Source organism: Massilia sp. Root133, from assembly GCF_001426525.1.
GTDB lineage: Bacteria > Pseudomonadota > Gammaproteobacteria > Burkholderiales > Burkholderiaceae_D > Telluria > Telluria orientalis.
In genome coordinates this window covers 323,260-348,448 of record NZ_LMEW01000033.1, presented here as the reverse complement: position 1 = coordinate 348,448, position 25,189 = coordinate 323,260, and the positions used below count along the sequence as shown (strand labels likewise).

Here is a 25,189-nt window from a genome sequence, read left to right as displayed (position 1 = left end):
TCAATTCTGTTGGGTCGGCGTCGCCGGCCGGTATTCAGGTTGCGCGGGTTGCACAGGACGGAACTCCGGCTGGGCCGGCGCCTTGGGCTGGCTCGTGCCCGGCCCGGTGGCGGCGCCCGGACGCGCAGTGGCGGGTGCCGGCGGCGGCATCGTCGCCATCGCACTGCCCACGGGCGGCTGGCCATTGACCAGGCTCGGCAGCACCGGTGCGCCGAGGTTCTTCAGCAGCACGGTGTCGTCGACCGGTTGTGCCGTCGTGCCGGCGGCGCGCATGAATTCGTAGCGGTCCATCGACAGGCTGTCGTTCTGTTCCTTGCTGCGCACCACGACCGGGCGCAGGAACACCATCAGGTTACGTTTGGCGCGCGTGCGGGTGCGGTACTTGAACAGGTTGCCGATGATCGGAATGTCGCCCAGCCCACGCGTCTTTTCGTTGTTCTCGGATTCATCGTCCGAGATCAGCCCGCCCAGCACGACGATCTGGCCATTGTCGGCCAACACGTTGCTCTCGATCGCGCGGACGGTGGTCACGATTCCCGACGCCGAGCTGACGGAATTGTCGATCCCCGAATTCTCGTGGTAGATCGCCAGCTTGATCGTACCCCCTTCGGAAATCTGCGGGCGCACTTTCAGCAGCAGGCCCACGTCCTTGCGGTCGACCGTCTGGAACGGATTGCTTGCCCCGCTCGCGCCCGTCGTGAAGGAACCGGTGATGATCGGTATGTTCTGGCCGACCTTGATCGTCGCCAGTTCGTTATCCAGCGTGATCATGTTCGGTGTGGACAAGATGTTGGCGTGTCCCGTACTTTCAAGGGCATGCGCGATCGCCCCCAGGCCCAGCTCGCCGTTCACCTGCTTGAAGAGGCCGATCGACAGGCCGGTCGGCGTCGGGATCGAGCTGCCGGTGGTCGTGCCGGACGCGCCGCTGATGCCCGTCGCCGCGGCCAGCGCCAGGTTGACGATGTTGTTGTTGCTGCCGCCGAGGCTGAACGACTGCAGGCCGCCGACGCGGTAGCTGCTGTTGTTGTTGCCGGTCAGGCCCACCCATTGCACGCCGAACTCGGAGGCGTCGGTCGACGTCACCTCGACCACCAGTGCCTCGATATAGACCTGGGCGCGGCGCACGTCGAGCTGGTCGATGACGGCGCGCAGGTTGCGGTACACGGCGTCCGGCGCCGTGATGATGAGGCTGTTGGTCGATGCGTCGGCCTGGATGAAGCCGGAACCCTGTCCGCCGCCGGCACCGCCGGCCGTGGCCTGGCCCTGCTGGGCGAACGAGCCGCCCGTGCCGCCCATGCCGACGCTGCTCTGCTGGCCCTGCTGGCCGCCGAGTCCGCCGGCACCACCGGCGCCGCCGGTGGCGGTGGACTGGATCGAACCGCCCGACGTGCCCTGCTGCTGCACCGGCACGGCCGACGCATCCTGCGACACGACGGCGCGCAAGGTCTGCGCGACCTTGCTGGCGTCGGCGTTCTTCAGGTAGACCACGTGGATGTTGCCGAGTTCCGTCGTCGGCTGGTCGAGCTTCGCGATCAGGTTCTTGGCCATGCTCGCGCGGGCCGGCGACGGCGCACGCACGATGACGGTATTGGTGCGCGGATCGGCCAGCACGGTGACACGGCCCGCATCGCCACCTGCCGCCGGTTCCATCAGGCGCGTGACGAGCGTGGCGACGTCGCTGGCGATGCCGTTGCGGATCGGGACCACGTCGAGGTCGCCGGTGGCCGGCGCGTCGAGCGCGGCGATGATCTTCGACAGGCGGCGCAGGTTGTCGGCATAGTCCGTGATCACGAGGCTGTTGTTGCCCGGGTCGGCCATGATCGAGTTGTTGGGCGAGATCAGCGGCCGCAGCACGGCCGTCAGGTTGGCGGCGGACTCATGCTGCAGGCGGTAGACCTGCGTGGCGATCTGGTCGCCTTTGACCTTCGAGCCGCCGATGCCGACCTGCGTGGGCGAGGACTGCAGCTTCGCTTCCGCTTCCGGCACCACCTTCGCATAACCGTCGCCGGTGACGACCGCATAGCCCTGCAGGCGCAGTGCCGAGGTCAGCAGCGAGAAAGCCTGGGCCCTGGTCAATGTCTTTTCCGAAACGAGCGTCAGCGTGCCTTTCACGCGCGGGTCGATGATGAACGTCGTCCCCGTGTAATGGCCGACCGCCTTGATCACGGACTCCATGTCGGCATTGACGAAGTTGAGCGCGGCGCCATTACCACTACCGTCCTGGGCATGGGCGAGCGGCGGCAGGACGCTGGTTCCGACGGTGCAGCAGAGCATGGCGCCGGCCACGATGCGGCGCAGTGCCGGGAGTTGCTGGATGCTGCGGGTTGGATTTTTTTTCATCATCTGAACTCTAACGCGATTATGTTCTTGCCGTTCACCATACGCCGTTGACCCAGCAGGTTGAGCAGGTTGCCCAGCGTGTCTTCGTACTTGTCGGCCGCCGCGGCCTGTCCCGAGAAGTGCAAGCGGCCGCTTTCCAATGCTCCATTGCCAGACAGCAGGAGCGCACCGCTCACCGTACGCAGCACCACGTCGGCCCGCTGGCCGTGCCAGTCCATGGCCATCTCGTAGGTACCGAGCGGTTTGATCGGGCTCATGCGCGATCCCATGTCGGTCAGCGACAGCACCGTGCGCCCGCTCACCGCCACCGTATTGCCCTGGCGCGCGATGTCCAGCAGGTTCCAGGACAGTTTGATCGTGCCCGTGAGCGCGAGCGTGTTCAACGGCGCACCCAGCCCGGCCAGGCCCTCGGCCGGCAACAGCAGCTGGCCGGCGCTGACCTGCCATTGCGACCAGCTGCCGCTGACGTGCACGGGCTGCGCCAGCGCCTGGTCGTTGGCCAGGTCCATGCTGACATCCCCGAACAGCACCAGCGGCGACAGGCGCCAGCTGAAGCGTCCCGGCAGCAGCGGCGTGACGGATCCGCCCGCGCCCGGCGCCCCGCCCACAAAGGCTGAGCCGCGCCAAAGCGTACCCTGCGCATCCCCCAGAGTCAAACGGCCATCCGTCTGGCGTTCGACCATCGGCGCGAGCCATGCCGCCGGCAGGAACGCCAGTACCGTCAGGATCACCGCGAGCGTCGGCAGCGCGATCCAGGCGAACGTGCGCTTCATTGGCCGCTGCCGGTGTTCTGGCGCAGCGTCAGGCTGGCGTCGACCTGGCCGGCGGCGGGCAGGGAAGTGACGACGGCGTCCTGCACGAGCAAGCGGTTGGCGCGGCGCTGCTCGTCCAGCCACGTGGCGAGGTTGGCGAACGCCACGTTATTCAACTGCAGCTTGATGTATTCGCCGTTCACCGACAGCGATTCCGGATTCAGGCCGCGCCCCGACAGGCTGCTGCCGACGGTGTCGCGCGTGAGCGGCACGACGTGCGTTTCCGGCGCCTGCGCCAGCGTGCTCGCTTCCTGGGCCATGGCCTGCAGCTCGGCCGCCTGCTGGCGCAGCTGCGGCAACTGGCGGCGCAGCTGGGCGCGCCCTTCGATGGCCGGATCGACGAGCAGCAGATACAGCAGCGCGGCCAGCACGACGGCGCCGCCGGCCGCCAGGAAGCGGCGTTCCTGCTCGGTGCGCGCGAGCCAGAGCGCCGTGGCGCGCTCGCGGTACTGGGCGAAGGTGGTGGCGATGCTCATGGTTTGGCTCCCGTGCTGCGGATGACCCAGTTGCCCGGCGTGCTTTCTTCCAGCGTGAGCCGGCGCGTGGCCAGGGCCGTGCGCAACTGCCCGGTCAAACCGGGGTCGACCGTCTCAGGTTTGACTTTGACGGTCAACGCGCGTTCGCGGTATTCGATTGATGCAATTCCAACCGGACGGCCGAGCGCGCGCGTCGCTTCACCCAGCGCCGAGGCGAGATAAGTAAATTCGTCGGGCGACACGTCGCCCGTGTTGGCGCGCGCGCGGGCGACGTGCTGGCGCATCTGCAGTACGGGATCGAGGATCGTCGTTTCACGCGGATACACGTTGCGGTAGGTCTGGATCATCGACTGGCGCACCGTGTTGGCTTCGCGGCGCAGGCGCAGCCAGTCGACGTTCAGCCCGATCAGGTTGACGGCCACGGCCAGCGCGCCGAGCGCGATCGGCCAGCGCCAGCGGCGCCAGTCGCGCGTGGGTGCCCCCGCCGCGCCGAGGCCGCTCACGAGGTCCAGCGCAGTCGTCTTGGAACCGGCGATCCAGTGCGTCCAGTTGTCGGCCTCGATCAGGATGCCGGGACCGGCTTCCTGCGCCAGCGCCTGGTACTCGCCCAGTTGCGCGGGCGGCACGTACAGCACGAGCGGGGCGTCGCCGCTGAAGGCGCGCGCCGTCTGCAGCACGACGGCCGGCGTGGCGTCGAGCGCGAGGCCGAAGCCCTGGAACAGGCTCTGGCGCAAAGTCAGTTCGACGCCGGAAATGGCGGCGGCAACACTGCCCGGCTGCAAAGGCAAGCACAGTTGCGCGGGCTCGGCCATGATGGTGCGCGCGCCCTGCGCCAGCAGGCTTTTCACGATGCCTTGCAGCCAGTCGCGCTCGACCACGGCGATGGGCCGCATGCCGTCGGGCTGCTCGGGCGCGGCCACGAGGACGGCGTCCATCGGATCGCCCAGGATGTGTTCTTCGACGAGGCCCGGCAGCGCGGCCTTCAGGCGCGCGCCGGACAGCGGCGGCGCCTGCACCGACAGCAGGGTCACGTCGGCGGCGGCGAGCAGCAGGACGATGCGGCGGCTCGTGCCGACCAGGTCGCCCAGGTTGCGCAGCGGGCCTTCGCCGTGCTGGTCGATCGCGCCGCCATCGGTGACGAGGGCGAAGCGGCACAACGCATGTTCACCTTCGGCACGCGCAGGATGCCGGATATAAAGTGTGCTCAAACTGTCTCGCTTTCTCGATCTTCTGTTGGTCGTTTTAACATGCCCTGCGCTATCCCTCGAGACTTCTGTCCAATTCAATACTGGCGGATCCACACCACTTTCGGCCCGCTGCCCGCCACCAGGTTCGACGACCGGTGGATCAGCGCCTGCGCGTCCAGTGCCGCGCGGTCCAGGCGGATGCGGCTGTCGACGAAAAACCAGTCGCTCTTGACGCCCGCCGTACCCTCCGCCGGCTTCCGGTTGTCGCCGATCTCGGTCTCGAAATAATTCAGACCACGCCACGCCGCCTGCTTGCGCCGCACGATCAGCGTATTCGCTTCCGGCACCGACATGTCCGGCACCACGGCCGCCAGCACTTCCGCCGGCGCCGTGTTGACGTTCACCGGCGTCTTTTCCGGCAGCACCGTCACGAACGGCCGCAGCCGCTCGACGATGGCCGGCGTCACGCCCCGCACCGACAACAAGTCTTCCACCTGCAGAATCTTCATCGGCGCGCCCGTCACGGGCGCGGCCTGCGTCTGCTTCGTCGGGTCGTTGCCCTCGTCCGTCGTGGCCGGCAAGCCGGCCGCAACGAAGGTCGCGATGCGCAGCGCCAGGCCCTGATCCAGCTGCAGGTTGTTCAGCAGGCGTTTGAAAATCACCTGCTGCTGCGGATCCGGCAAGCCGCGGCTCATCCCCAGGTTGCGCAAATTGTAACGCGAGCATGCGTCGGTAATGTTACCGGACAGGCTTGCATCGAACGTTTCTCCTTCGACCCGCTGGCGTTCGACGTATTGGTCCAGGCGCGTTTCCGCCAGCGGCGTCGCCCAGACCTGGTCGAGCGACGTGTAGTCGCGGTGGTCGATGCCGTCCTGGAACAGGACCAGCGTCGACCAGTCGAGCGCGCCGCGCAGGATCCACTTGGTCTGCAAGTGCAGGCGCTGGTTTTCCATCGAGCGCACCTGCACCTGCTGCTGCCAGAACAGGCTGGCGACGATGGAGATCGCCAGCGTGGTGAGCAGCAGCGCGGTGATCACGGCCACGCCGCGTTCGCGCGCGGGTCGGCGCTGGCGCGTTCTCATGGTTCCCCCAGCAGGAAGGATTTGACCATCGGCTGTTGCAGGTTCTGGGCCTGCAACGCGACCTGCAGGCCGGTCGGTTCGTTGCTTACCTGCGCCGGCAGGTCGGGCTGCTGCGACTGGACCGGCTGCTGGCCCGTGCCCGCCGCATTCGCACCGGGATCGACGCCACCCTGGCGCCAGGAGTTGTTGAGCCAGGTCGCGACCTGCATGCCCGTCACGCCGGTCTGCAGGGCGACGGCCGGATTGGTGTCGGCGTCGCTGGTGACGGCCTGCCACAGCGCGTCCAGCTGGACGAGGTCGCGCGTCGGCTGCGACTCACGCCGCATCAAGGTGCCGTTGACGATGCGGTACGCGACCACCTGTAGCCGCGACGGCTGGTTTTCCATAAACACTTCGCGCACGAGCGTCAGGCGGTCGGCACCGACGAGGAGATAGGGCCGCTGGTCGACGACGTCGCGCTGGGCGATGTGTTCGCAGTCGCTCTGCATCTGCGCGAAGGCCAGCTGCATGCCGCGCGTCGTTTCCATCTGCTGCGTGAGGGCCACGCGGGCACGCACGATGCCGTCCAGCCCGCGCCAGCCGAGCACGGCCACGATGGCGAGGATGCTGATCGCCACGAGCAGCTCCACCAGCGTGAAGCCGCGGGCCCGGGAAGAGTTCGTCATCGCCACGGCTTCAGCACGAGTTGGACCAGCTTGACGATGCGCCGGTTGGGGTTTTCGATGTCGTACACGGAAACCTCGACCCGGCGCAGGCGCGGGTTCGGGCTGGCGAATACTTCTTCCTGGCACACGAGGTGCAGGTCGCCCTGCGGGCAATCGAAACCGTGCTTGCCGATGTCGGGAAATTCCTTGCCCAGGCGGATCTGCACGAGCCGGTTCTCGGCCGACCAGGTCGCCATCATCGAGGCACGCAGGCTGCTGCCGTTGGCGCTCAGGCTGCCGACGGCGCGCAGGCCCGCGCCCAGCGCCGTGCCCACGATGACGAGGGCCACGAGCACTTCCAGCAGCGTGAAGCCGCGTTGCCGGTTCGGGAATCGCATGGCGCGCATGATTGACCTCTTCACTCCACCGTGAAGTGCCCGACCCCGTCGGCGCGGATGGCGACACGGTCGTTGCCGCTGGCCAGCGTGAGCACGAACGGCTTGTCGACCGGTTCGCTGCCGAACGTGATGCGCAGCGGATTCAGGGTACCCGCGCTGGTCGGGTCCAGCAGCAGGGTCAGCGGGGCATTCTTGAAGTCGCGCTCGCGCAGCATGTCGTCGTTCACGATCGGTTGCCAGCGCGTTTCGGTGCGCACGAGGAAGTGGTAGCGCTCGGGCGTGGCTTCGAAGGCGACGAGGCGGTTGCGCACGATGGCTTCGTCGCGCGCCAGCTGCAGCAGCAGCGCGATGCGCTGCGCCTCCTTCTGCAGGTCCTGGTGCGGGCTGGGAATGGCGTTGAGGCTGGCCAGCCCCAGCGTGATGCCGATGATGACCATCACGACCATGATCTCCACCAGGGTGAAGCCGCCGGCGCGGCCCGGCGCGCGCGTGGTCATCGACACACCTACGTTATTTGTTGTCCCACGAACCGACGTCGGCATCCTCGCCGGTACCGCCCGGCTGGCCGTCCGCGCCCAGCGAGAACACGTCGATCTCGCCGTGCAGGCCCGGCGACAGGTACTGGTACGGATTGCCCCACGGGTCCTTCGGCAGCTTGTCGATGTAGCCGCCTTCCTTCCAGCCGTTGGCGGCCGGGCCGCTGGTCGGCTTCTGGACGAGGGACTGCAAGCCCTGCTCCGTGGTCGGATAGCGCTGGTTATCGAGCTTGTACATCTTGAGTGCCGACATCAGCGTGGCGATGTCGACGCGGGCCGCGGTCACGCGCGACTCGCCGGTACGGCCCAGCAGCTTGGGCACGACGAGCGCGCCCAGGATGCCGATGATGACCACGACGACCATGATTTCGACGAGGGTGAAACCGCGCTGGCGGTGCTGCCGTGCGAAACGATGCTTGAAGTTCTGCATAGATGTGATGGATGTGGTCGAAAAAACAGTATAAGGCCGAACGAGCGGGGATGACGTTAAAAGTCGTTTGGAAAATGTTCCAACTCGTCAGGAAAATTGTCTAATTGTAAGATAGACGGCGCAGAAAGACACCTTCTGCGTGCGCCGCGACTCATTCTACGCCGGGACGCCCCGCGCAAACGGGGCAGCACGGATTGCGCGCCACGCCGATCTCCGTCCACTCCATGGCGCGCGCATCCAGCATCTGCAGCCGGCCGGCCAGCGAACGGCCGCTTCCGGCCAGCAGCTTCAGCGCCTCGGCCGCCTGCATGGCGCCGATGATGCCGACCAGCGGCGCGAACACGCCCATCGTGCTGCATGCCACTTCCTCGAACTTGCCGTCCTCCGGGAACAGGCAGGCATAGCAGGGCGAAGCGGGGTCGCGCACGTCAAAGACCGAGATCTGCCCGTCGAAACGGATCGCGGCGCCCGCGACGAGCGGGACGCCGGCGGCAACGCAGGCGCGATTGACGGCATGGCGGGTGGCGAAATTGTCGCTGCAGTCGAGTACGACATCGGAATCGCGCACGAGTTCCGCTAAACGTGCGGCATCGGCGCGTTCGCGCAAGGCGACGACCTCGACCTCGGGATTGATCTGGTGCAGGGCTTCGCGCCCGGACTCGACCTTGGGCTGGCCCACGCGGGCCGTCGTGTGCATCACCTGGCGCTGCAGATTCGTCAGGTCGACGGTGTCGTCGTCGACGAGCGTCAACCGGCCCACGCCGCCCGCGGCGAGATACAGCGCGGCCGGCGAGCCGAGACCGCCGGCGCCGATCACGAGCACGCGCGCGGCCAGGAAGCGCGCCTGGCCTTCGATGCCGATCTCGTCCAGCAGGATATGGCGCGAATAGCGAAGCAGTTGCTGGTCGTTCATCGCTTCGGTGCAGACGGCTTGGCGTCGTCCTTGATCTCGGCCGGCTTCGGCTCCTGGCCCGGCAGCTTGGCCGGCGCGGGCTTGTCCTCGTCCGGATCGGCCTTGGCGAGCTGCACCTTCAAACCCTTGAAGTGATTCAGGGCTTGCGTGAGCTGGAAGTCATCCTTGCCGCCGAATTCGACCGGTTTCTCATTCTTCAGCGCGGCCATGGTGAACTGCTCTTCCTCGAGCTCGTCGCGGCGCTTCGCGTTCGCGCTCTTGCTGTCGGCCGCGTCGTTCGTCAGGTGGTGATCGAGGTCCGCTTCGCGCACGCGCACGGCGTTCAGGCCGTCGCCTTCCGGCGTCTCGTCGACCTTCAGGTCCGGCACGATGCCCAGCGCCTGGATCGAACGGCCTTTCGGCGTGAAGTAACGGGCCGTCGTCAGTTTCACGGCCGTGTCGGGCGTCAGCTGGCGCAGGGTCTGCACGGAACCCTTGCCGAACGTCTGGCTGCCCATCACGATGGCGCGTTTGTAGTCCTGCAGCGCGCCCGCGACGATTTCCGACGCCGAGGCCGAACCCGTGTTGACCAGCACCACCATCGGCACGGTCTTCAGCGCGGCCGGCAATTTCGCCAGCGGATCGGCGCCCGGCTTGACGGCATAGAATTCGCGCCGGCCGTAGAACGTGGCGTTCGACTCGGCCAGCTGGCCCTTCGTCGAGACGATCACGTCGTTCGCCGGCAGGAAGGCGGCGGAGACGCCGATCGCGCTCGGCAGCAGGCCGCCCGGGTCGTTGCGCAGGTCCAGCACGAGGCCCTTGATGTTCGGGTTGCGGGCGTACAGGTCCTTTAACTTGTCCGCGACGTCGTCGACGGTCTCTTCCTGGAACTGGTTGATGCGCAGCCAGGCATAGCCGGGCTCGATCATCTTCGCCTTGACGCTGGCCACCTTGATTTCCTCGCGCTCGACCGGCACGACCCACGGCGTGTCCGCGCCGCGGCGCGCGATGGTCAGCATCACCTTGCTGTGCGGCTCGCCGCGCATGCGCTTGATGGCATCGTCCAGCGACAGGCCTTTCACCGGCACGTTGTCGATGCGGGTGATCAAATCTCCGGCCTTGATGCCGGCACGGTAGGCGGGCGAATCCTCGATGGGCGAGACGATCTTGACGTAGCCGTCTTCCATCGCGACCTCGATGCCGAGGCCGACGAAGCGGCCCTGCACCTCTTCGCGCATCTCGGCGAAATCCTTCTGGTCCAGGTAGACGGAATGCGGATCCAGCGAATTCACCATGCCGGCGATGGCGTCCGACAGCAGCTTCTTGTCGTCGACCTTTTCGACGTAATCGCTTTTAATCAGGGCATACACATCGGCCAGCTGGCGCAGCTCGTCCAGCGGCAGGGGCGCATCGCCGCCCTTTTGCGCCAGCGCCGAATACTGGACCGAGACGGCCACCCCGGCCACCATGCCGAGGCCGATCAGACCGAGGTTCTTGAGTTTCTTGCCCATGCTGTTCCCTGGATTGTGCTTCCGGAAATTAGAACCTGATCCAGCTCGAAGGATCGAACGCTTTTCCGAGATGCCTGAGCTCGAAGTATAGCCCCGATTCCTCGTTACCGCCGGTATTGCCGGCACTGGCGATGACGTCGCCCGGCTTGACCGCGTCGCCGGCCTGTTTCACCAAGGTCTGGTTGTTGCCGTAGATCGACAGGTACTCGCCGCCGTGGTTGATGATGATCAGGTTGCCGTAGCCGCGCATCCAGTTGGCGAACACGACACGCCCCGCCGCGATGGCGCGCACGTCGGTCCCTTCCGGGGCCTTGATGAACATGCCGCGCCACGTCGGACCGTCGCCGCGCTTGGCGCCGAAACGGGCCGCGATCTTGCCGGAGATCGGCGCCGGCAGGCGGCCGCGCAGGCTTTCGAATGCGCCGCTCGGCAGGTCGGCGGCCAGTGCCGTATCGGCCGAACGCTGCGGTGCTTCCGGTTTCGGTGCCGGTTCCTCGGCCACCCGCGTCTCTTCCGGTTCGGGTTTCGGCGGCGGCAACGGTTTGACGGGCTTGCCGGTCTTGGCCGCTTCCTTCGCGGCTTCGCGCGCCAGGCGTTCGCGTTCTTCACGCTGCGCCCTGGCCCGCGCCAGCGCACGTTGTTTCGCCTCGGCGGCCGCTTTCGCGCGCGCGGCGGCCAGTTCCTGCTGGCGCTTGCGCTCGGCCGCGGCGGCAATTTCCTGTTCGCGGATCAGGCGCGTCAGGCGGTCGACGAGGCCGCTCATGCGCTGTTCGTCCTGTTCCAGGCGGCTCGCCTGCTTGCGCTGGTCCGTCAGCTTGCTCGACAGGTTCGCCAGCAAGGCGGCCCGTTTGGCCTTTTCCTTTTCGAGCAGCGTCTTTTGCGACGTCTGCTCTTGTGCAATTTCTTCCAGCTCGTCCCTGGCGTTCTGCGTCTCGGCGTGGTTCGCTTCGACGGCCGCCAGGTTCGTGCGCAGGGAGTTCAGTAATTTCGCTTGCGCCTGCGAGACGTAGGCCATCATCTGCAGGTCGCGGTTGATCCGGTTCGGGTTATCGCCGGACAGCAGCAGCTTGATGCGGTCCTCGTTGCCGGCGATATAGTGCTCGCGCAACAGCTTCGCCAGCTGGCGCTTCTGGGCCGCGATGGTGTCGCCAAGTCTCGCCTCTTCGGTCGCGAGATCCTTCAGCCTGGTATTGGTCTCGGCCTGCTCGTCCGCGAGTTCGCGCAGCGAGCGGTTGGCGTCGGAAATCTTTTCTTCCGATTCCGCCAACTCGTCGGCCGCGTCTTCCTTTTCGCTCTCGGTGCGGCTGATGTCCTTCTTGAGCGCATTGAGCTTTTGCTGGATACCGGCGCGCGCCGCCTCGGCGGCGGCCTTCTCCTTGCTGCGCGTGGTCTGGCGCGGCGCCGCCTGCACGCTGCCGAAGGCGAACGCGCAGGCCAGCAGGCCGCATACCAGCTTGCCGCGGGCGGACAGGCCCGCGGACGTCGACTTCACAAAGGAAAAACGCAAGACTTACTTCGCCTTTCCTTGGTTGGCCACGGCGGCCATGGCGGCCGCGATCGCTGCCTGGTCGCCCAGGTAGTAGTGGCGGATCGGCTTCAGGTCCGCGTCCAGTTCATACACGAGCGGGGTGCCGTTCGGGATGTTCAGGCCGACGATGTCCGTGTCGCTGATGTTGTCCAGCATCTTGATGACGGCGCGCAGGCTGTTGCCGTGGGCCGAGATCAGGATCTGCTTGCCGGCGCGGATGGCCGGGGCGATTTCTTCGTCCCAGGCCGGCATCACGCGGGCGACGGTGTCCTTCAGGCATTCGGTCAGCGGGATCTGGGCCTTGTCGAGGCCGGCGTAGCGCGGGTCGTTGAAGGACGTGCGCGGATCGTCGGCTTCCAGTGCCGGCGGCGGGGTGTCGTAGCTGCGGCGCCATACGAGCACCTGCTCGTCGCCGAACTTGGCGGCGGTCTCGCCCTTGTCCAGGCCCTGCAGCGCGCCGTAGTGACGCTCGTTCAGGCGCCAGTCGTTCTTGACCGGCAGCCACATCATGTCCATCTCGTCCATGGCCAGCCACAGGGTGCGGATCGCACGTTTCAGGACCGAGGTGTAGGCCAGGTCGAAGGTGAAGCCGGCTTCCTTCAGCAGGCGGCCGGCCAGCTTGGCTTCATTGACTCCTTTTTCGGTCAGGTCGACATCGGTCCAGCCGGTGAAACGGTTCTCGAGGTTCCAGGTGGACTCGCCGTGGCGCATGAATACGATTTTGTACATAGGTGCTTTATAGAAAAAAGTGAGCAGGAAATACCGATCCGACTTCTATTTTATAATGCGATGATTCAGTTCAACCAACGGAAACTTCGTGAAATTCATCATCGACCATTTCATCACTGTCGCGATCGCTCTTCTGTCGGGGGGCGCCCTGCTGTGGTTGTCGCTCGCCCCGCGTGGCCGCGTGGCCTCGCCGCTGCAGGCTACCCAGATGATCAACCGGGGTAAATCCACCGCCGTGATCGATGTCCGCAGCGCCGAGGCATTTGCCGCTGGGCACCTGCGCGACGCGAAACACATTCCGCTGGCAGACTTGGGCAATCGCACTGGCGAGCTGGACAAGTCGAAAGTCAAGACCATCGTTGTCGTCGACCAGGACGGCAAACACGCCGGTAAAGCGGCGCGCCTGTTGAAAGCGGCAGGATTCGAAGATATCTATGGCCTGGAAGGCGGTATCGCGGCCTGGACGGCTGCCGGCCTGCCCCTGATCAAATAATTTGAAAGGAATTGCCATGACAGCCCATGTTGTCCTCTATCACACCGCCAGCTGTCCCTACTGCGTGCGTGCCGAGCGCCTGCTGGAAGCCAAGGGCGTGACCAACATCGAACGCATCCGTGTCGACCTTGATCCGGAACAGCGCGCCATCATGATGCAACGCACGGGGCGCCGTACGGTGCCGCAGATCTACGTGGGCGATACCCACGTGGGCGGCTTCGACGACCTGTACGCGCTCGACCAGGCAGGACGCCTGGATCCGCTGCTGAACGGCAGCGCAGCCTGAGCCGTGGGCTTGGCAGGGCCCCGGCTAACTATTGAAACCGAATTGGTTTTGATACAATTGCCGGCGCCTTGACAAGTCAAGCACCTCGAATGGCAGGATGTTGCCATTCTTTTTAAAAATTACACGAAAGCGTTCCATGGCTGACGAAAACCTGCAACCCGTATTCCAAATCCAGCGTATTTACCTGAAGGATCTGTCGCTGGAACAACCGAATTCCCCGGCGATCTTCCTGGAGCAGGAAGCCCCGACCATCGAGGTCGCGCTGGACGTCGGCGCCGAAGGCATTGCCGATGGCATCTACGAATCGACCGTCACCATCACCGTGACCGCCAAGGTCAAGGACAAAGTGGCCTTCCTGGCCGAAGGCAAGCAGGCAGGTATCTTCGAAGCCCGTAACATCCCGGCCGAGCAGATGGATCCGCTGCTGGGCATCGGTTGCCCGAACATCATCTATCCGTACCTGCGTGCGAACATCGCCGACGTGATCACCCGTGCCGGTTTCCCGCCGGTCCACCTGGCCGAGATCAACTTCGAAGTGTTCTACCAGCAGCGCCGCCAGGCGCTGGCCGAGCAGGCTGCCGCAGCAGGCACGCCGGCTGGTAACCAGTAATATCCCGGGCGTCCCGCTTCGCCCGTCCCGGGCGGGGCCGGACGCCTTGTTTCTTTGACGCGCACGCCGACGCCCGGCATGCACCGTCTTCAAAGGCCCACATGCGCCCCATCCGCTTCCGCCACCGACTCATTGCAGGCAGCCTGCTGCTGCTGGCATCGTGCGCGGCCGCCGCGTTCGATTTCAAGACGGTCGGCGCGCATGCCGTGATCCTGTACGACGCCCCGTCCACCCGCAGCGGCAAGCTGTACGTCGCGCCCAGCGGCATGCCGGTCGAGGTCGTACTCAGCTACGGCGACTGGGTCAAGGTCAGAGACGCCACCGGCGACATGGCCTGGACCGAAGCAAAGAACCTGTCGGCCAAGCGCAACGTCATCGTGCGCGTCGCGTCCGCCAAGGTGCGCTCGGCGCCCGACGAGAATGCGCCCGTCGTGATGACGGCCGAAAAGAACGTCCTGCTCGAGCTCGTCGATCCGGAAGCCGGCAACTGGGTGCGCGTGCGCCACCGCGACGGCACCAGCGGCTACGTCAAGGCGTCCGACATCTGGGGCATCTAGCCCGTCTATCGATACCCATGCACGAACCGAAACCACCCCAAAAGATCACCGTCCTCGGTGCCGGCGCCTGGGGCACGGCGGTGGCGATCGCGCTCGCCGCGCGCCACGACGTCCTGCTGTGGGGACGCAATCCCGCGCAGATGACGCAAGCCGCCAGCGCGCGCGAAAACACCGAATACCTGCCCGGCTTCCCGTTCCCGGACGGCCTGGACGTCACGGCCGATTTCGATGCCGCCGTCGCGCATGTCGCGCATGGCGCCGGCGAGGCGCCGCTGCTGATCGCCGCCTGCCCGGTGGCCGGCCTGCGCCCGCTGCTGCAGCAACTGAAGGGCCGCGCGATTCCGAACATCGTCTGGCTGTGCAAGGGCTTCGAATACGAAACCGGCCTGCTGCCGCACCAGGTCGTGCGCGCCGTGCTGGGCGATGCCGTGCCGGCCGCCGCGCTGTCCGGCCCGTCGTTCGCGCAGGAAGTGGCGCGCGGCCTGCCGTGCGCGCTGACGGTCGCCTCGACCGACAAGGCATTGCGCGAGCGCGTCGTTGCACTCGTCCATGGCGGCAATATGCGCGTGTATTCCTGCGATGACATGGTTGGCGTGGAAGTGGGCGGCGCCGTCAAGAACATCCTCGCCATCGCCACCGGCACGGCCGACGGCCTCGGCCTGGGCCTGAATGCGCGCGCCGCGCTGATCACGCGCGGCCTCGCGGAAATCACCCGCCTCGGCACGGCGCTGGGCGGCCATGCAGCCACCTTCATGGGCCTGACGGGGATGGGCGACCTGATCCTGACGTGCACGGGCGACCTGTCGCGCAACCGCCGCGTGGGCCTGGCACTGGCCCAGGGCAAGCCGCTCGACACGATCGTCCGGGAACTCGGCCACGTGGCAGAAGGCGTGCCCTGCGCCAAGGCCGTGCGCGAGCTGGCGGCCAGGCTGGGCGTCGACATGCCGATCACCAATGCGGTGGCCGGCGTGCTGTTCGATGGCGATTCCGCCAGCGACATGGTGGCCAGGCTGCTGGCGCGGGATCCGCGCGACGAACTGGCCTGATCCTGGCTTATTGCGCAGGACTACGGTGCCGGCGTGCTCCGCGTCGGCCCGCCCGCGTTATCGCCCGGATGCAGCAGGATGGTCAGCAACGCGACCGCATCCTGGTTGGCGTGGACCGCATGCGGTTCGCCGCCGGCGAGATAAACCATCTCGTTCGGGCGCAGGATCGTCGTGCGGCCGTGGGCCTGGAACGCGATCTCGCCTTCCAGGCACAGCAAGGTCATCTCGCCTTCGACCCAATGTTCCGGCAGCGGTTTTTCCTTCGGTATCACGAGCCGGATCAATTCCATGCGATCCGTCTTGATCAGTGCGATCGAGGTGAAATTCGCGATGTCGTCTTCGCCCCGCTGGAGTGCGATCCGCTCACCCGAGACTGCGTGGTGCAACGCCATGTGTGACTCCCTTTACTCTTCGAATGTCTGCGGCACCCCGCGCAGCCAGGTGACAAGCGCGGTGGCGTCCTTGAACCCCTGCGCGAGCTGCGGCACGAGCTTGTCCGGGGCGTTGATGTCCAGCTTCTCTTCCTTCCAGACGAAATAGCTCTTCAGCTTCAGGTATTCGACCAGCGGATGGTTCGGATCGAATCCCTTCGGCGGGCGTTGCAGCTTGTCTTCCGGCTGCAGGTCGCCATACGCTTCGCGCAGATGTTTATTCTTCAACATTTTGGCGAAACCTGTCGCATCGTTGACGACGTGCTCGCGAATCGCCTTCAGGCGCGCCGCCGGCGGCAGGTATTCGCCCGCACCGTACAGCAGCGTGCCGTCCGCTTCAATGTGGAAGTAATAGGTTGGACCGCCGCCTTCGCTGGGCCGGCGCTTGTTGCCGGGCGCGATGCCGGCCGAGAAATGCGTTTTGTACGGCGTCTTGTCGTGCGAAAAGCGCGTATCGCGCTGGAAGCGGAACATCGCCTTTTTCGGGTCGCAGGCGACGACCTGCTTGTCGAACCGGCCGATCTCCTTGATCAGTTCCGTCAGCACTTCCAGGAATTCGACCCGCAGGATGTCGTAGCGGGGCTTGTTCATGATGAACCACGGCCGGGTGTTGTTCTCTTTGAGTTCGGTAAGGAATTGCGTCAGGTCGCGCAGGTGCATAAGGGGTCCAAAATGAGTCCAAATATTCAGGGCGTCTGGCGCGGACGGCGGCCGACGGTCACGGCGATGGTCGTCTCGCGGTTCTTGCGCATGACCGTCATCTGCGCCTTGCCGCCGGGCGGCAGGTCGGCGATGAGGTTCATCATGTCATTGGTGCTGCCGACTTTCTTGCCTTCCACGGCCAGCAGGATATCGCCCGGGCGCATGCCGGCGCGGTCGGCCGGTCCGCCGCGCACGACGCCGGCGATGATGGCGCCGCGGTCGCGCGGGAGGCCGAAGCTGTCGGCCAGTTCGGGCGTGATGTCCTGCGATTCGACGCCGATCCAGCCACGCACGACCTGGCCATGCTTGATGATGGAATCGAGCACGGTCTTCGCCGTCGACACGGGAATCGCGAAGCCGATGCCGACCGAACCGCCCGTCTGCGAATAAATGGCCGAGTTGATGCCCAGCAGGTTGCCGCGCGTATCGACGAGCGCGCCGCCCGAGTTGCCGAAGTTGATGGCGGCATCCGTCTGTATGAAGTTCTCGAAGTGGTTGATGTGCAGGTTGTTGCGGCCCAGCGCCGAGATGATGCCGAGGGTAACGGTCTGGCCCACGCCGAACGGATTGCCGATCGCGAGCACGACGTCGCCCACGCGCGCCTGCTCGGGGTCGCCCAGCACGATCACGGGCAATTTATCCGCTTTGATGCGGATGACGGCGAGGTCTGTTTCCGGATCGGTCCCGACGATGCTGGCGGCCGCCTTGCGCCCGTCGGCCAGGCCGACCTCGATCTCGTCGGCGCCTTCCACCACGTGGTAATTGGTCAGGATATAGCCGTTGCCGCTGACGATCACGCCGGAGCCCAGGCTGGCCATCTGTTCCTGCGGCGGCATCTTGTCGCCGAAAAACCGTTTGAAAAATGGATCCTTCAGCAGCGGATGCGTTTCGCGCAACGCCTTGCTGGTGAGAATGTTGACGACGGCCGGCATCGCGCGGCCGGCCGCGTCGCGGTAGCTGGCCGGCGCCGGACCGCCGCCGGGCGCCTGCAGCACGGGCACCACCCCGCCGACCTGGGTCGGCGCGCGCCCCGTCCACGCCGGCCGCAGCGCCGCGATCACGATATAGATGCCGAGGGCGATCGTGACGGTTTGCGCGAACAGCAGCCAGTAGCGGCGCATCGGGGAACTCCTGTGTTCAGCGTTTCAGCGAATCGCGGATTTCACGGAGCAGCACGACCTCTTCCGATACTGCTACCGCCGCGGCCGCCTCTTTCTCTTCTTCCGCTTTGGTGAACGGCGCACGCATGCGGTTCATCAGGCGCACCATCTGGAAGATGACGAAGGCCAGGATCACGAAGTTCAGCAGGATCGTGAAGAAATTACCGTAGGCGAGCACGGCGCCGGCCTTCTTGGCCTCGGCCAGCGGCAGGCCGTACGCCTGGCCGTTGAGCGGGATGTAGTAGCTGGCGAAATCGAGGCCGCCGAACAGCTTGCCGATCGGGGGCATGATGACGTCCTGCACGAGCGAATCGACGATGCGTCCGAACGCACCGCCGATGATCACGCCGACCGCCAGGTCGACGACGTTACCCTTCATCGCAAATTTCTTGAACTCTTCCAGCATAGCCATCACGGACCTCCCTTGTGTTTTTTAAAACCTTGTCAGGTTCACAGCGATGATACAGGAAACGTGGGGCAATCCAATCCAGGGAGATATCCATGTGGTCAAGCGGTCCAAGTCAAAAACGGGCGTTTTGGGATGCCGCCTGACACGGCAAACGTTTTTTCTTTAATTTGCAAAACTGTTCACCTATAATCGACTGTTGCAAAAAAGCCTTTTACTGGTTTGCAACGTATTGCATTGCAACATTTCGCATTTGACGAATGGAGTTGGTATGAGTAATGAGAAGCAGGTCGATTCAGGCCGGCGAGGCTTGCTCGTGGCTACATGCGCGGCGGGTGGCGTTGTCGGTGTTTCAACGGCCGGGGTGCTGGTCAGTACGTTGCAGCCCTCGGAACGAGCGAAGGCGGCCGGTGCTCCGGTCGAAGCGGATATTTCCGATGTTAAACCGGGTGAACTGAAAGTCGTGGAATGGCGCGGCAAGCCCGTGTGGATCCTCCGCCGCACTCCCGAAATGTTGGCCAGTTTGCCGAAGAACGACAACCTCGTTGCCGATCCGAATTCCGATAAACCCTATCAAATGCCGGTGCCGGCATACGCGAAGAACGAATTCCGCGCCTACGACAAGCACAAGGAAGTGCTCGTCGTCGTCGGCATCTGCTCCCACCTGGGCTGCTCGCCCTCCGCCCGCTTTACCGAAGGTCCCCAGCCGAACCTGCCGGACGACTGGCACGGCGGCTTCCTCTGCCCCTGCCACGGTTCCACATTCGACCTGTCGGGCCGCGTCTTCAAGAACAAGCCGGCCCCTGCCAACCTCGATGTTCCTCCGTACATGTACCTGTCCGACAACAAGATCTTGATCGGCAAAGACGAGAAAGGCGAGGCATAAGATGGGCGCAGCGTTCAAGGACACCAAACTCCCGGCCGACGCGCCGAAAAGCCACAAGGCCCTCGCCTGGGTCGACGACCGCTTCCCGCTGTCCAAGCTGTGGAACGACCAGTGGGGCCGCTACTATGCCCCGAAGAACTTCAACATCTGGTACCTGTTCGGCTCGCTGGCCATGCTGGTGCTCGTGCTGCAGATCGTCACCGGCATCTTCCTGACCATGCACTACAAGCCGGACGCCAACCTCGCGTTCGGTTCCGTCGAATACATCATGCGCGAAGTCCCGTGGGGCTGGCTCGTGCGCTACATGCACTCGACCGGCGCATCGGCCTTCTTCATCGTCGTCTACCTGCACATGACCCGCGGCCTGCTGTACGGCTCGTACCGCAAGCCGCGCGAGCTGATCTGGCTGTTCGGCTTCGCGATCTTCCTGTGCCTGATGGCCGAGGCGTTCTTCGGCTACCTGCTGCCGTGGGGCCAGATGTCGTACTGGGGCGCCCAGGTGATCGTCAACCTGTTCAGCGCCATCCCGTTCATCGGCCCGGACCTGTCGCTGTGGATCCGCGGCGACTACGTCGTGTCGGACGCCACGCTGAACCGCTTCTTCGCCTTCCACGTGATCGCGATCCCGCTGGTGCTGCTGGGCCTCGTCGCCGCCCACCTGATCGCGCTGCACGAAGTGGGTTCGAACAATCCGGACGGCATCGAGGTCAAGGAAAACCTGGGCCCGGACGGCCACGGCGTCGACACGATCCCCTCGCACCCGTACTACACGACGAAGGACCTGTTCGGCGTGTCGGCCTTCCTGCTGATCTACAGCGCCGTCGTGTTCTTCGCGCCTGAGATGGGCGGCTACTTCCTGGAATACAACAACTTCCTGCCCGCCGACTCGCTCAAGACTCCGCCGCACATTGCGCCGACCTGGTACTTCACGCCGTTCTACTCGGTGCTGCGCGCGACGACGTCCGACTTCATGTGGGTCGTGATGGCCGGCATTGCCGCGTACGTCGTGTTCATCTGGCTGCGTTCGCGCCTGTCGTACAAGACCAAGGTCGCGATCACCGTCGTCGCCATCCTGGCCGAGATCGGCATGCTGCCGCAAGTGCTGGATGCGAAATTCTGGGGTGTCGTGCTGTTCGGCTCGGCCGTCGTGATCCTGGCCCTGCTGCCGTGGCTGGACCATTCGCCGGTGAAATCGATCCGCTACCGCCCGGGCTGGCACAAATACGTGTACGCCGTGTTCTTCGTCGCGTTCCTGACGCTCGGCTACCTCGGCACCCAGCTGCCGACCCCGGCCTACACGCTGCTCGCCCAGGCCTGCACGCTGCTGTACTTTAGCTTCTTCCTCCTGATGCCGTGGTGGAGCGCAATGGGCCGGTTCAAGCCGGTACCGAAGCGTGTCACGTTCACCCCGCATTGATTCCGGAAACTAGCCAAAGGACAACCATGATGTTTTTCTCGAAAAAACTGCTCGCGGTCCTGGCCCTGCTGCCGGGATTCGTGTTCGCGAACGAAGGGACGGTCGCGCTCGACCGGGCGCCGGAACGCACCGACATGGCGTCGCTGCAAAACGGCGCCAAGCTGTTCGTCAACTACTGCCTGAACTGCCATTCCGCATCGTCGATGCGCTACAATCGTCTGCGCGATCTGGGTTTGAGCGAAGACCAGATCAAGAACAACTTGCTGTTCTCGGGCGAGAAGGTGGGCGACCTGATGACGATTGCGATGCGTCCCGCGGATGCGAAATCCTGGTTCGGCGCCGTGCCGCCGGACCTGTCGGTGATCACGCGCGCGCGCGCCTCGAGCGCTGGGTCCGGCCCCGACTACATCTACACGTACCTGCGCACTTTCTACAAGGACGACGCCCGTCCGACCGGCTGGAACAACCTGGTCGTGCCGAACGTCGCCATGCCGCACGTGCTGTGGCAATTGCAGGGTGTGCGCACGGTCAAGATGGTCGAGGAACCGGATCCGCACGAGCCGGGCAAGACCGTGCACCGCTTCGCCGGCTTCGAGCAGGTGACCCCGGGCACCCTGAGTCAGCAGGAATTCGATACGCAGGTGGCCGACCTGGTCGGATTCATGGACTGGATGGCAGAACCGGCGCGCGATTTTCGCAAGCGCCTGGGCGCGATCGTCGTGATTTTCCTCGCATTATTCGCTTTCCTTGCCTGGTCGTTGAATGCTTCTTATTGGAAAGACGTAAAGTGAGTTGATTGCCCGGTTATAATGCGGGCAATGTCTATTCGGGGTGAGCCGCCTGGCGCTTCACCCCTTTGTTTCTTGAAGGAACTATAAACCATGATGGTTCTCTACTCCGGCACCACGTGCCCGTTCTCCCAGCGCTGCCGTCTGGTCCTGTTCGAAAAGGGCATGGACTTCGAGGTGCGCGACGTGGATTTGTTCAACAAGCCCGAGGACATCTCGACGATGAATCCGTACGGCCAGGTGCCGATCCTGGTCGAGCGCGAACTGATTCTGTACGAATCGAACATCATCAACGAATACATCGACGAGCGCTTTCCGCATCCGCAGCTGATGCCGGCCGACCCGCTCATGCGCGCCCGTGCCCGCCTGATGCTGTTCAACTTCGAGAAGGAATTGTTCGTCCACGTCAACACGCTCGAAAACGAGCGCAACAAGGTGGGCGACAAGAGCCACGACAAGGCGCGCGCCGAAATCCGCGACCGCCTGACGACGCTGGCTCCGCTGTTCCTGAAGAACAAGTACATGCTGGGCGACGAGTTCTCGATGCTGGACGTGGCCATCGCGCCGCTGCTGTGGCGCCTGGATCACTACGGCATCGAACTGTCGAAGACCGCGGCACCGCTGATGAAGTATGCCGAGCGCATCTTCTCGCGTCCGGCCTACATCGAAGCCCTGACCCCGTCCGAAAAGGTGATGCGCCGTTAAAGCGCCACCTCCGTTGCACGCCAGTTTACGCCGCCGCAGGCGAATCGAAGTACACTGGCGTGTAACATCTCGCATCATTCCGATCACACCATGCCCGACATCTCCACCAAGCCGTACCTGCTGCGTGCCATTTACGAATGGTGTACGGACAGCGGCTACACGCCTTACCTGGCCGTCAAGGTCGACGCCACCACCACGGTTCCGATGGAATACGTGAAAAAGGGTGAGATCATCCTGAACATCAGCTACGGCGCGACCTCCGGGCTGAAAATGGACAACGACGCGATCACCTTCCGTGCGCGCTTCAACGGCGTCTCGCGCGAGCTGTACATCCCGGTCCACAACGTACTGGCCATCTACGCCAACGAAAACGGCCAGGGCATGGCCTTCGACGTGTCGACGACGGCCGCCGACCTGCCCCCGCCCGCACCGGAACCGGTAGCCGCCCCGGCTCCCGGCCTGGCTGCCGTCCCGGCCAAGACGTCCGAGGTGTCGCATGTACCCGACGACGATGACGAACCACCCAAAAAAGGTGGACGCCCCACGTTGACCCGGATCAAATAAGGGTATAATTCTGGCCACATTGCCGGCTTAGCTCATCAGGTAGAGCAGTTGATTTGTAATCATCAGGTGGCGGGTTCGAGTCCTGCAGCCGGCACCAATAGAATCAAGCACTTAGCCCAGCCTACACGGTTGGGCTTTTTGCTTTCTGGGGTTCGTGTAGGCACCATGTAGGTTTTACGGCCGAGTTCAGAAAAGCGGTAGACTTGCTAGGTTGTGTCACATTGATGGTTGCTTGGAGAAAAACGCGTGACTGCTATAGAACTGCTTGAAAGCCTGAATCTTCTCGATGAACAAGAGCGCATCGAGGCTAAGCGTGCTTCTGAAGCTGGCAAATCCATTCTTGAGACCGTCTGCGCGTTCGCTAACGAGCCCGGCATGGGTGGTGGATGGCTTGCACTCGGTGTCGTGCGTGAAGAGCTGGCGCTTTTCCCTGCGTATGAAGTCGAAGGCATCACGAACCCGGAAAAGATTTCGTCGGATATCGCCAACCAATGCCGTGACGTTTTCAATATTCCTTTGCGAGTGGATATCTCTACCGAGAACGTGCAGGGTAAGAACGTCATCGTAGTCTTTGTTCCTGAGGCGCAACCACAGGACAAGCCGATATTTTTTAAGGCGCAGGGATTGCCGCGTGCAGCCTTCCGCCGCATCGGCAGTACCGATCAGCGCTGCACCGAAGACGACATGGCCGTCTTCTACCAGGGCCGCCAGCGCGAAAGCTTTGATGCGGGCTTGGTGTCCGGCACCACGCTGGAAGACTTATCTCCTGAAGCTTTGGCCGATTACCGCCAATCTCGTGCTGACGCAAACCCTGATGCCGAAGAGCTGCGCTGGAGCGACGAAGAACTATTGCGCGCGTTGGGTTGTATCACCCCAGACACCCAGACCAACCCGCCCATCTGGCGGCTCACCGTGGCGGGCATCATGATGTTTGGCAAGCCCCAAGCATTACGCCGATGCTTCCCTATGACACGGGTGGATTACATCCGTGTGCCCGGTCGTGAATGGGTGCCAGACCCTGAGCGCCGCTTCGACACCATTGAGCTTCGTGATTCGATGTTCCGCCTCATTCGGCGCGCCCAAGCGGCCGTGCTGGACGATCTGCCCAAAGCTTTTGACCTCAAGGAGGGCGGCCTGCAACGCCATGACAAGCCGGTGATCCCCCAGCGAGTGATACGCGAAGCCCTAGTCAACGCCTTGATGCACCGCAGTTATCGTAGCCATAGCCCGGTACAGATCATTCGCTACGCCAACCGTCTGGAGATCCGTAATCCTGGCTTCTCGCTCAAATCTCCCGAACACTTAGGCGAGCCCGGCAGCGAGCCTCGTAACCCCCGCATTGCTGGCGTGTTGCATGAAACTCGCTTTGCCGAGACGAAAGGCAGCGGCATCCGTGTGATGCGCGAAACCATGGAGCAAGCGGGCCTGACCCCGCCACTGTTTGAGTCTGACCGCGGACATGACCAGTTCGTGGCTCGGTACTTTTTCCACCACTTCCTAGGGGCGGATGACGTAGCTTGGCTAGCGCAGTTCAAGGATGCACAGCTCAGCAGTGACGAGGCCAAGGCCCTGATCGTAGTGCGCGAAGCCGGAGCCATTGACAATGCTAACTTCCGTGCTCTGACCAAAGTGGACACGCTAACTGCCAGCACCGCCCTGCGCCGTCTGCGTGACGCCGGGCTACTGGTGCAAAAAGGTCGAGGCTCGGCCACTTACTATGTAGCGGCTGAGCGCTTGGGCCTAGGTATCTTATCTGGCAGCCCCCAGCCCTTATCTAGTAACCTCCCGGCCTTATCTAGCAACCTCGAAAGCTTATCTAGTAACCCTGCTAATGCAGAGAACGAAGCCGCGCGCACGTCCTTATTGGACGGCCTGCCCGGCTCCCTAGCGGCTCGCTTGGGGAGCATTGGCCGCCGCCACCCGCCGCAGGAGACGCAAGACTTGGTGGTGGCGTTGTGCCGCCTGAGGGCTTGGCGGGTCGACGAGTTGGCACTGGTGTTGCAACGCAACCCTGAGGTCGTGCGGCAGAACTATTTGCGACCTTTGATGCGGGATGGGAGGTTGGCAATGACGAGGCCGGACGAGCCGAATGATCCCCAGCAGGCGTATCGGGCAATTGAAGGTAACGATCGCTCGACCATAAATTAAGACGAGCTGTTCGTAAGGAGCCGGCGTATGTCAGCCACCGGCCAGCTCAACCTCCCATTGATCCGCACTGGTCGGATTGGTCCCTTCTCCGTCGACGCCCACACCCGCATCGTCTGAGCCTTGCGGCCGAGGTGATACGCGGCGCACGATGTATCCACATGGGTGCGCTGCTCAAGATCTAGTGGCACAAAGGCCAGCGTGCGTTGGGCGGTGGTCGGTATGTGTGTGTCGACTGACCGTGACATGGGTTCGGCTCCGGAATGAACATGGGGCACATACTGCCAAAACGAAGACCCTTTCGGGGCCGGAAACGGCACGGATCGCCAAGTTTTTGCGTTTCGATCGCAACAAGATGAAAACTTCACCTAAGCCGGTCGCCCAGCGTTGCCGCTGGAGCATCGCCTAGCCGATTGCTCCAGCCGAAC

28 protein-coding genes and 1 tRNA gene are annotated in these 25,189 nt (G+C 64.2%); 12 read left to right on the top strand and 17 right to left on the bottom strand.

From position 1 onward, the window contains the following. The 13 genes from gspD to gpmA form a co-directional block, all read right to left on the bottom strand. Positions 1–2,340 (bottom strand): type II secretion system secretin GspD, encoded by a 2,340-nt coding sequence (gene gspD, locus ASD28_RS24050; protein ID WP_082577630.1) that lies wholly within the window; start codon positions 2,338–2,340, stop codon positions 1–3. Next, positions 2,340–3,113 carry a type II secretion system protein N gene (gene gspN / locus ASD28_RS24045; protein WP_056134460.1) on the bottom strand — a complete coding sequence of 258 codons (774 nt, stop codon included), beginning with the start codon at positions 3,111–3,113 and terminating at the stop codon, positions 2,340–2,342. The genes gspD and gspN overlap by 1 nt, the downstream gene beginning before the upstream one ends. Beyond that, entirely contained in the window at positions 3,110–3,628 is a 519-nt protein-coding gene (gspM, locus tag ASD28_RS24040; protein WP_056134458.1) for a type II secretion system protein GspM, read from the bottom strand. The genes gspN and gspM overlap by 4 nt, the downstream gene beginning before the upstream one ends. Continuing rightward, the gene (gspL, locus tag ASD28_RS24035; protein WP_056134455.1) at positions 3,625–4,836 is read right to left on the bottom strand and encodes a type II secretion system protein GspL; all 1,212 of its coding nucleotides are present in this window, start codon (positions 4,834–4,836) and stop codon (positions 3,625–3,627) included. The genes gspM and gspL overlap by 4 nt, the downstream gene beginning before the upstream one ends. 74 nt (positions 4,837–4,910) lie before the next feature. Further along, positions 4,911–5,897, bottom strand: a complete 987-nt coding sequence (gspK, locus tag ASD28_RS24030) for a type II secretion system minor pseudopilin GspK (protein WP_056134452.1) — start codon at positions 5,895–5,897, stop codon at positions 4,911–4,913. Continuing rightward, the gene (locus ASD28_RS24025) at positions 5,894–6,562 is read right to left on the bottom strand and encodes a type II secretion system protein J (protein WP_056134449.1); all 669 of its coding nucleotides are present in this window, start codon (positions 6,560–6,562) and stop codon (positions 5,894–5,896) included. Before ASD28_RS24025 ends, gspK begins: the two co-directional genes overlap by 4 nt. Beyond that, on the bottom strand, positions 6,559–6,948 hold the full coding sequence (gene gspI, locus ASD28_RS24020) for a type II secretion system minor pseudopilin GspI (RefSeq protein WP_056134446.1): 390 nt from the start codon (positions 6,946–6,948) through the stop codon (positions 6,559–6,561). The genes ASD28_RS24025 and gspI overlap by 4 nt, the downstream gene beginning before the upstream one ends. Before the next feature lie 11 nt (positions 6,949–6,959). After that, positions 6,960–7,436: a type II secretion system minor pseudopilin GspH gene (gene gspH / locus ASD28_RS24015; RefSeq protein WP_056134443.1), complete on the bottom strand. Its 477-nt coding sequence runs from the start codon at positions 7,434–7,436 to the stop codon at positions 6,960–6,962. Positions 7,437–7,449: 13 nt separating this feature from the next. After that, positions 7,450–7,905, bottom strand: a complete 456-nt coding sequence (gene gspG, locus ASD28_RS24010) for a type II secretion system major pseudopilin GspG (RefSeq protein WP_056134441.1) — start codon at positions 7,903–7,905, stop codon at positions 7,450–7,452. A gap of 151 nt (positions 7,906–8,056) precedes the next feature. Then, entirely contained in the window at positions 8,057–8,818 is a 762-nt protein-coding gene (locus ASD28_RS24005) for a molybdopterin-synthase adenylyltransferase MoeB (RefSeq protein WP_056134437.1), read from the bottom strand. After that, on the bottom strand, positions 8,815–10,308 hold the full coding sequence (locus ASD28_RS24000) for a S41 family peptidase (protein WP_056134435.1): 1,494 nt from the start codon (positions 10,306–10,308) through the stop codon (positions 8,815–8,817). Before ASD28_RS24000 ends, ASD28_RS24005 begins: the two co-directional genes overlap by 4 nt. 28 nt (positions 10,309–10,336) lie before the next feature. Further along, positions 10,337–11,749, bottom strand: coding sequence for a murein hydrolase activator EnvC (locus tag ASD28_RS23995; protein ID WP_371771700.1), 1,413 nt, complete (start codon positions 11,747–11,749; stop codon positions 10,337–10,339). Positions 11,750–11,818: 69 nt separating this feature from the next. Then, entirely contained in the window at positions 11,819–12,565 is a 747-nt protein-coding gene (gene gpmA, locus ASD28_RS23990; RefSeq protein WP_056134431.1) for a 2,3-diphosphoglycerate-dependent phosphoglycerate mutase, read from the bottom strand. Positions 12,566–12,653: 88 nt separating this feature from the next. Here gpmA and ASD28_RS23985 point away from each other — a divergent pair, with 88 nt between their 5' ends. The 5 genes from ASD28_RS23985 (at position 12,654) to ASD28_RS23965 (ending at position 15,557) form a co-directional block, all read left to right on the top strand. After that, positions 12,654–13,058 carry a rhodanese-like domain-containing protein gene (locus ASD28_RS23985; RefSeq protein ID WP_056134430.1) on the top strand — a complete coding sequence of 135 codons (405 nt, stop codon included), beginning with the start codon at positions 12,654–12,656 and terminating at the stop codon, positions 13,056–13,058. Positions 13,059–13,074: 16 nt separating this feature from the next. Next, positions 13,075–13,344 (top strand): glutaredoxin 3, encoded by a 270-nt coding sequence (gene grxC, locus ASD28_RS23980; RefSeq protein WP_056134427.1) that lies wholly within the window; start codon positions 13,075–13,077, stop codon positions 13,342–13,344. Positions 13,345–13,480: 136 nt separating this feature from the next. Next, positions 13,481–13,954 (top strand): protein-export chaperone SecB, encoded by a 474-nt coding sequence (gene secB, locus ASD28_RS23975; protein WP_056134424.1) that lies wholly within the window; start codon positions 13,481–13,483, stop codon positions 13,952–13,954. Positions 13,955–14,055: 101 nt separating this feature from the next. Further along, positions 14,056–14,511, top strand: coding sequence for an SH3 domain-containing protein (locus ASD28_RS23970; RefSeq protein WP_056134421.1), 456 nt, complete (start codon positions 14,056–14,058; stop codon positions 14,509–14,511). A gap of 17 nt (positions 14,512–14,528) precedes the next feature. Continuing rightward, a complete protein-coding gene (locus tag ASD28_RS23965; protein WP_056134418.1) occupies positions 14,529–15,557 on the top strand; it encodes an NAD(P)H-dependent glycerol-3-phosphate dehydrogenase in 1,029 nt (342 codons plus the stop codon). Positions 15,558–15,577: 20 nt separating this feature from the next. Here the strand turns inward: ASD28_RS23965 and ASD28_RS23960 are convergent, their stop codons facing one another. From ASD28_RS23960 to mscL, 4 genes are read right to left on the bottom strand one after another with little or no spacing between them, the layout of a single operon-like run. Then, complete coding sequence (locus ASD28_RS23960; protein ID WP_056134415.1) at positions 15,578–15,949, bottom strand: cupin domain-containing protein; 372 nt, start codon at positions 15,947–15,949, stop codon at positions 15,578–15,580. Between the two features lie 12 nt (positions 15,950–15,961). After that, positions 15,962–16,648: a DUF2461 domain-containing protein gene (locus ASD28_RS23955; RefSeq protein ID WP_056134412.1), complete on the bottom strand. Its 687-nt coding sequence runs from the start codon at positions 16,646–16,648 to the stop codon at positions 15,962–15,964. Between the two features lie 26 nt (positions 16,649–16,674). Continuing rightward, on the bottom strand, positions 16,675–17,811 hold the full coding sequence (locus tag ASD28_RS23950) for a Do family serine endopeptidase (RefSeq protein ID WP_056134408.1): 1,137 nt from the start codon (positions 17,809–17,811) through the stop codon (positions 16,675–16,677). Positions 17,812–17,827: 16 nt separating this feature from the next. Then, positions 17,828–18,262, bottom strand: coding sequence for a large conductance mechanosensitive channel protein MscL (gene mscL, locus ASD28_RS23945; protein ID WP_056134406.1), 435 nt, complete (start codon positions 18,260–18,262; stop codon positions 17,828–17,830). Positions 18,263–18,527: 265 nt separating this feature from the next. Between mscL and petA the strand changes: the two genes are divergently transcribed. From petA to ASD28_RS23910, 7 genes are all read left to right on the top strand, one after another. Then, positions 18,528–19,142, top strand: coding sequence for a ubiquinol-cytochrome c reductase iron-sulfur subunit (gene petA, locus ASD28_RS23940; RefSeq protein ID WP_056134403.1), 615 nt, complete (start codon positions 18,528–18,530; stop codon positions 19,140–19,142). A gap of 1 nt (position 19,143) precedes the next feature. Beyond that, a complete protein-coding gene (locus ASD28_RS23935) occupies positions 19,144–20,559 on the top strand; it encodes a cytochrome bc complex cytochrome b subunit (protein WP_056134401.1) in 1,416 nt (471 codons plus the stop codon). 29 nt (positions 20,560–20,588) lie between these two features. Beyond that, positions 20,589–21,350, top strand: coding sequence for a cytochrome c1 (locus ASD28_RS23930; RefSeq protein ID WP_056134813.1), 762 nt, complete (start codon positions 20,589–20,591; stop codon positions 21,348–21,350). Positions 21,351–21,440: 90 nt separating this feature from the next. Continuing rightward, positions 21,441–22,052 (top strand): glutathione S-transferase N-terminal domain-containing protein, encoded by a 612-nt coding sequence (locus tag ASD28_RS23925; protein WP_036231132.1) that lies wholly within the window; start codon positions 21,441–21,443, stop codon positions 22,050–22,052. A gap of 90 nt (positions 22,053–22,142) precedes the next feature. Beyond that, positions 22,143–22,616 (top strand): ClpXP protease specificity-enhancing factor, encoded by a 474-nt coding sequence (locus tag ASD28_RS23920; protein ID WP_056134398.1) that lies wholly within the window; start codon positions 22,143–22,145, stop codon positions 22,614–22,616. 21 nt (positions 22,617–22,637) lie between these two features. Next, a tRNA-Thr gene (locus ASD28_RS23915) sits at positions 22,638–22,713 on the top strand. A 149-nt stretch (positions 22,714–22,862) separates the two neighbouring features. Further along, positions 22,863–24,764: an ATP-binding protein gene (locus tag ASD28_RS23910; RefSeq protein WP_056134396.1), complete on the top strand. Its 1,902-nt coding sequence runs from the start codon at positions 22,863–22,865 to the stop codon at positions 24,762–24,764. The last annotated feature ends 425 nt before the right edge of the window (positions 24,765–25,189 follow it).

Excerpts from the sequence above, each read along its gene's own strand:
- gspD (WP_082577630.1), bottom strand. The coding sequence starts at position 2,340 with ATGAAAAAAAATCCAACCCGCAGCATCCAGCAACTCCCGGCACTGCGC.
- gspN (WP_056134460.1), bottom strand. The coding sequence starts at position 3,113 with ATGAAGCGCACGTTCGCCTGGATCGCGCTGCCGACGCTCGCGGTGATC.
- gspM (WP_056134458.1), bottom strand. The coding sequence starts at position 3,628 with ATGAGCATCGCCACCACCTTCGCCCAGTACCGCGAGCGCGCCACGGCG.
- gspK (WP_056134452.1), bottom strand. The coding sequence starts at position 5,897 with ATGAGAACGCGCCAGCGCCGACCCGCGCGCGAACGCGGCGTGGCCGTG.
- ASD28_RS24025 (WP_056134449.1), bottom strand. The coding sequence starts at position 6,562 with ATGACGAACTCTTCCCGGGCCCGCGGCTTCACGCTGGTGGAGCTGCTC.
- gspI (WP_056134446.1), bottom strand. The coding sequence starts at position 6,948 with ATGCGCGCCATGCGATTCCCGAACCGGCAACGCGGCTTCACGCTGCTG.
- gspH (WP_056134443.1), bottom strand. The coding sequence starts at position 7,436 with ATGACCACGCGCGCGCCGGGCCGCGCCGGCGGCTTCACCCTGGTGGAG.
- gspG (WP_056134441.1), bottom strand. The coding sequence starts at position 7,905 with ATGCAGAACTTCAAGCATCGTTTCGCACGGCAGCACCGCCAGCGCGGT.
- ASD28_RS24005 (WP_056134437.1), bottom strand. The coding sequence starts at position 8,818 with ATGAACGACCAGCAACTGCTTCGCTATTCGCGCCATATCCTGCTGGAC.
- ASD28_RS24000 (WP_056134435.1), bottom strand. The coding sequence starts at position 10,308 with ATGGGCAAGAAACTCAAGAACCTCGGTCTGATCGGCCTCGGCATGGTG.
- gpmA (WP_056134431.1), bottom strand. The coding sequence starts at position 12,565 with ATGTACAAAATCGTATTCATGCGCCACGGCGAGTCCACCTGGAACCTC.
- grxC (WP_056134427.1), top strand. The coding sequence starts at position 13,075 with ATGACAGCCCATGTTGTCCTCTATCACACCGCCAGCTGTCCCTACTGC.
- secB (WP_056134424.1), top strand. The coding sequence starts at position 13,481 with ATGGCTGACGAAAACCTGCAACCCGTATTCCAAATCCAGCGTATTTAC.
- ASD28_RS23970 (WP_056134421.1), top strand. The coding sequence starts at position 14,056 with ATGCGCCCCATCCGCTTCCGCCACCGACTCATTGCAGGCAGCCTGCTG.
- ASD28_RS23965 (WP_056134418.1), top strand. The coding sequence starts at position 14,529 with ATGCACGAACCGAAACCACCCCAAAAGATCACCGTCCTCGGTGCCGGC.
- ASD28_RS23960 (WP_056134415.1), bottom strand. The coding sequence starts at position 15,949 with ATGGCGTTGCACCACGCAGTCTCGGGTGAGCGGATCGCACTCCAGCGG.
- ASD28_RS23955 (WP_056134412.1), bottom strand. The coding sequence starts at position 16,648 with ATGCACCTGCGCGACCTGACGCAATTCCTTACCGAACTCAAAGAGAAC.
- ASD28_RS23950 (WP_056134408.1), bottom strand. The coding sequence starts at position 17,811 with ATGCGCCGCTACTGGCTGCTGTTCGCGCAAACCGTCACGATCGCCCTC.
- mscL (WP_056134406.1), bottom strand. The coding sequence starts at position 18,262 with ATGGCTATGCTGGAAGAGTTCAAGAAATTTGCGATGAAGGGTAACGTC.
- petA (WP_056134403.1), top strand. The coding sequence starts at position 18,528 with ATGAGTAATGAGAAGCAGGTCGATTCAGGCCGGCGAGGCTTGCTCGTG.
- ASD28_RS23935 (WP_056134401.1), top strand. The coding sequence starts at position 19,144 with ATGGGCGCAGCGTTCAAGGACACCAAACTCCCGGCCGACGCGCCGAAA.
- ASD28_RS23930 (WP_056134813.1), top strand. The coding sequence starts at position 20,589 with ATGTTTTTCTCGAAAAAACTGCTCGCGGTCCTGGCCCTGCTGCCGGGA.
- ASD28_RS23925 (WP_036231132.1), top strand. The coding sequence starts at position 21,441 with ATGATGGTTCTCTACTCCGGCACCACGTGCCCGTTCTCCCAGCGCTGC.
- ASD28_RS23920 (WP_056134398.1), top strand. The coding sequence starts at position 22,143 with ATGCCCGACATCTCCACCAAGCCGTACCTGCTGCGTGCCATTTACGAA.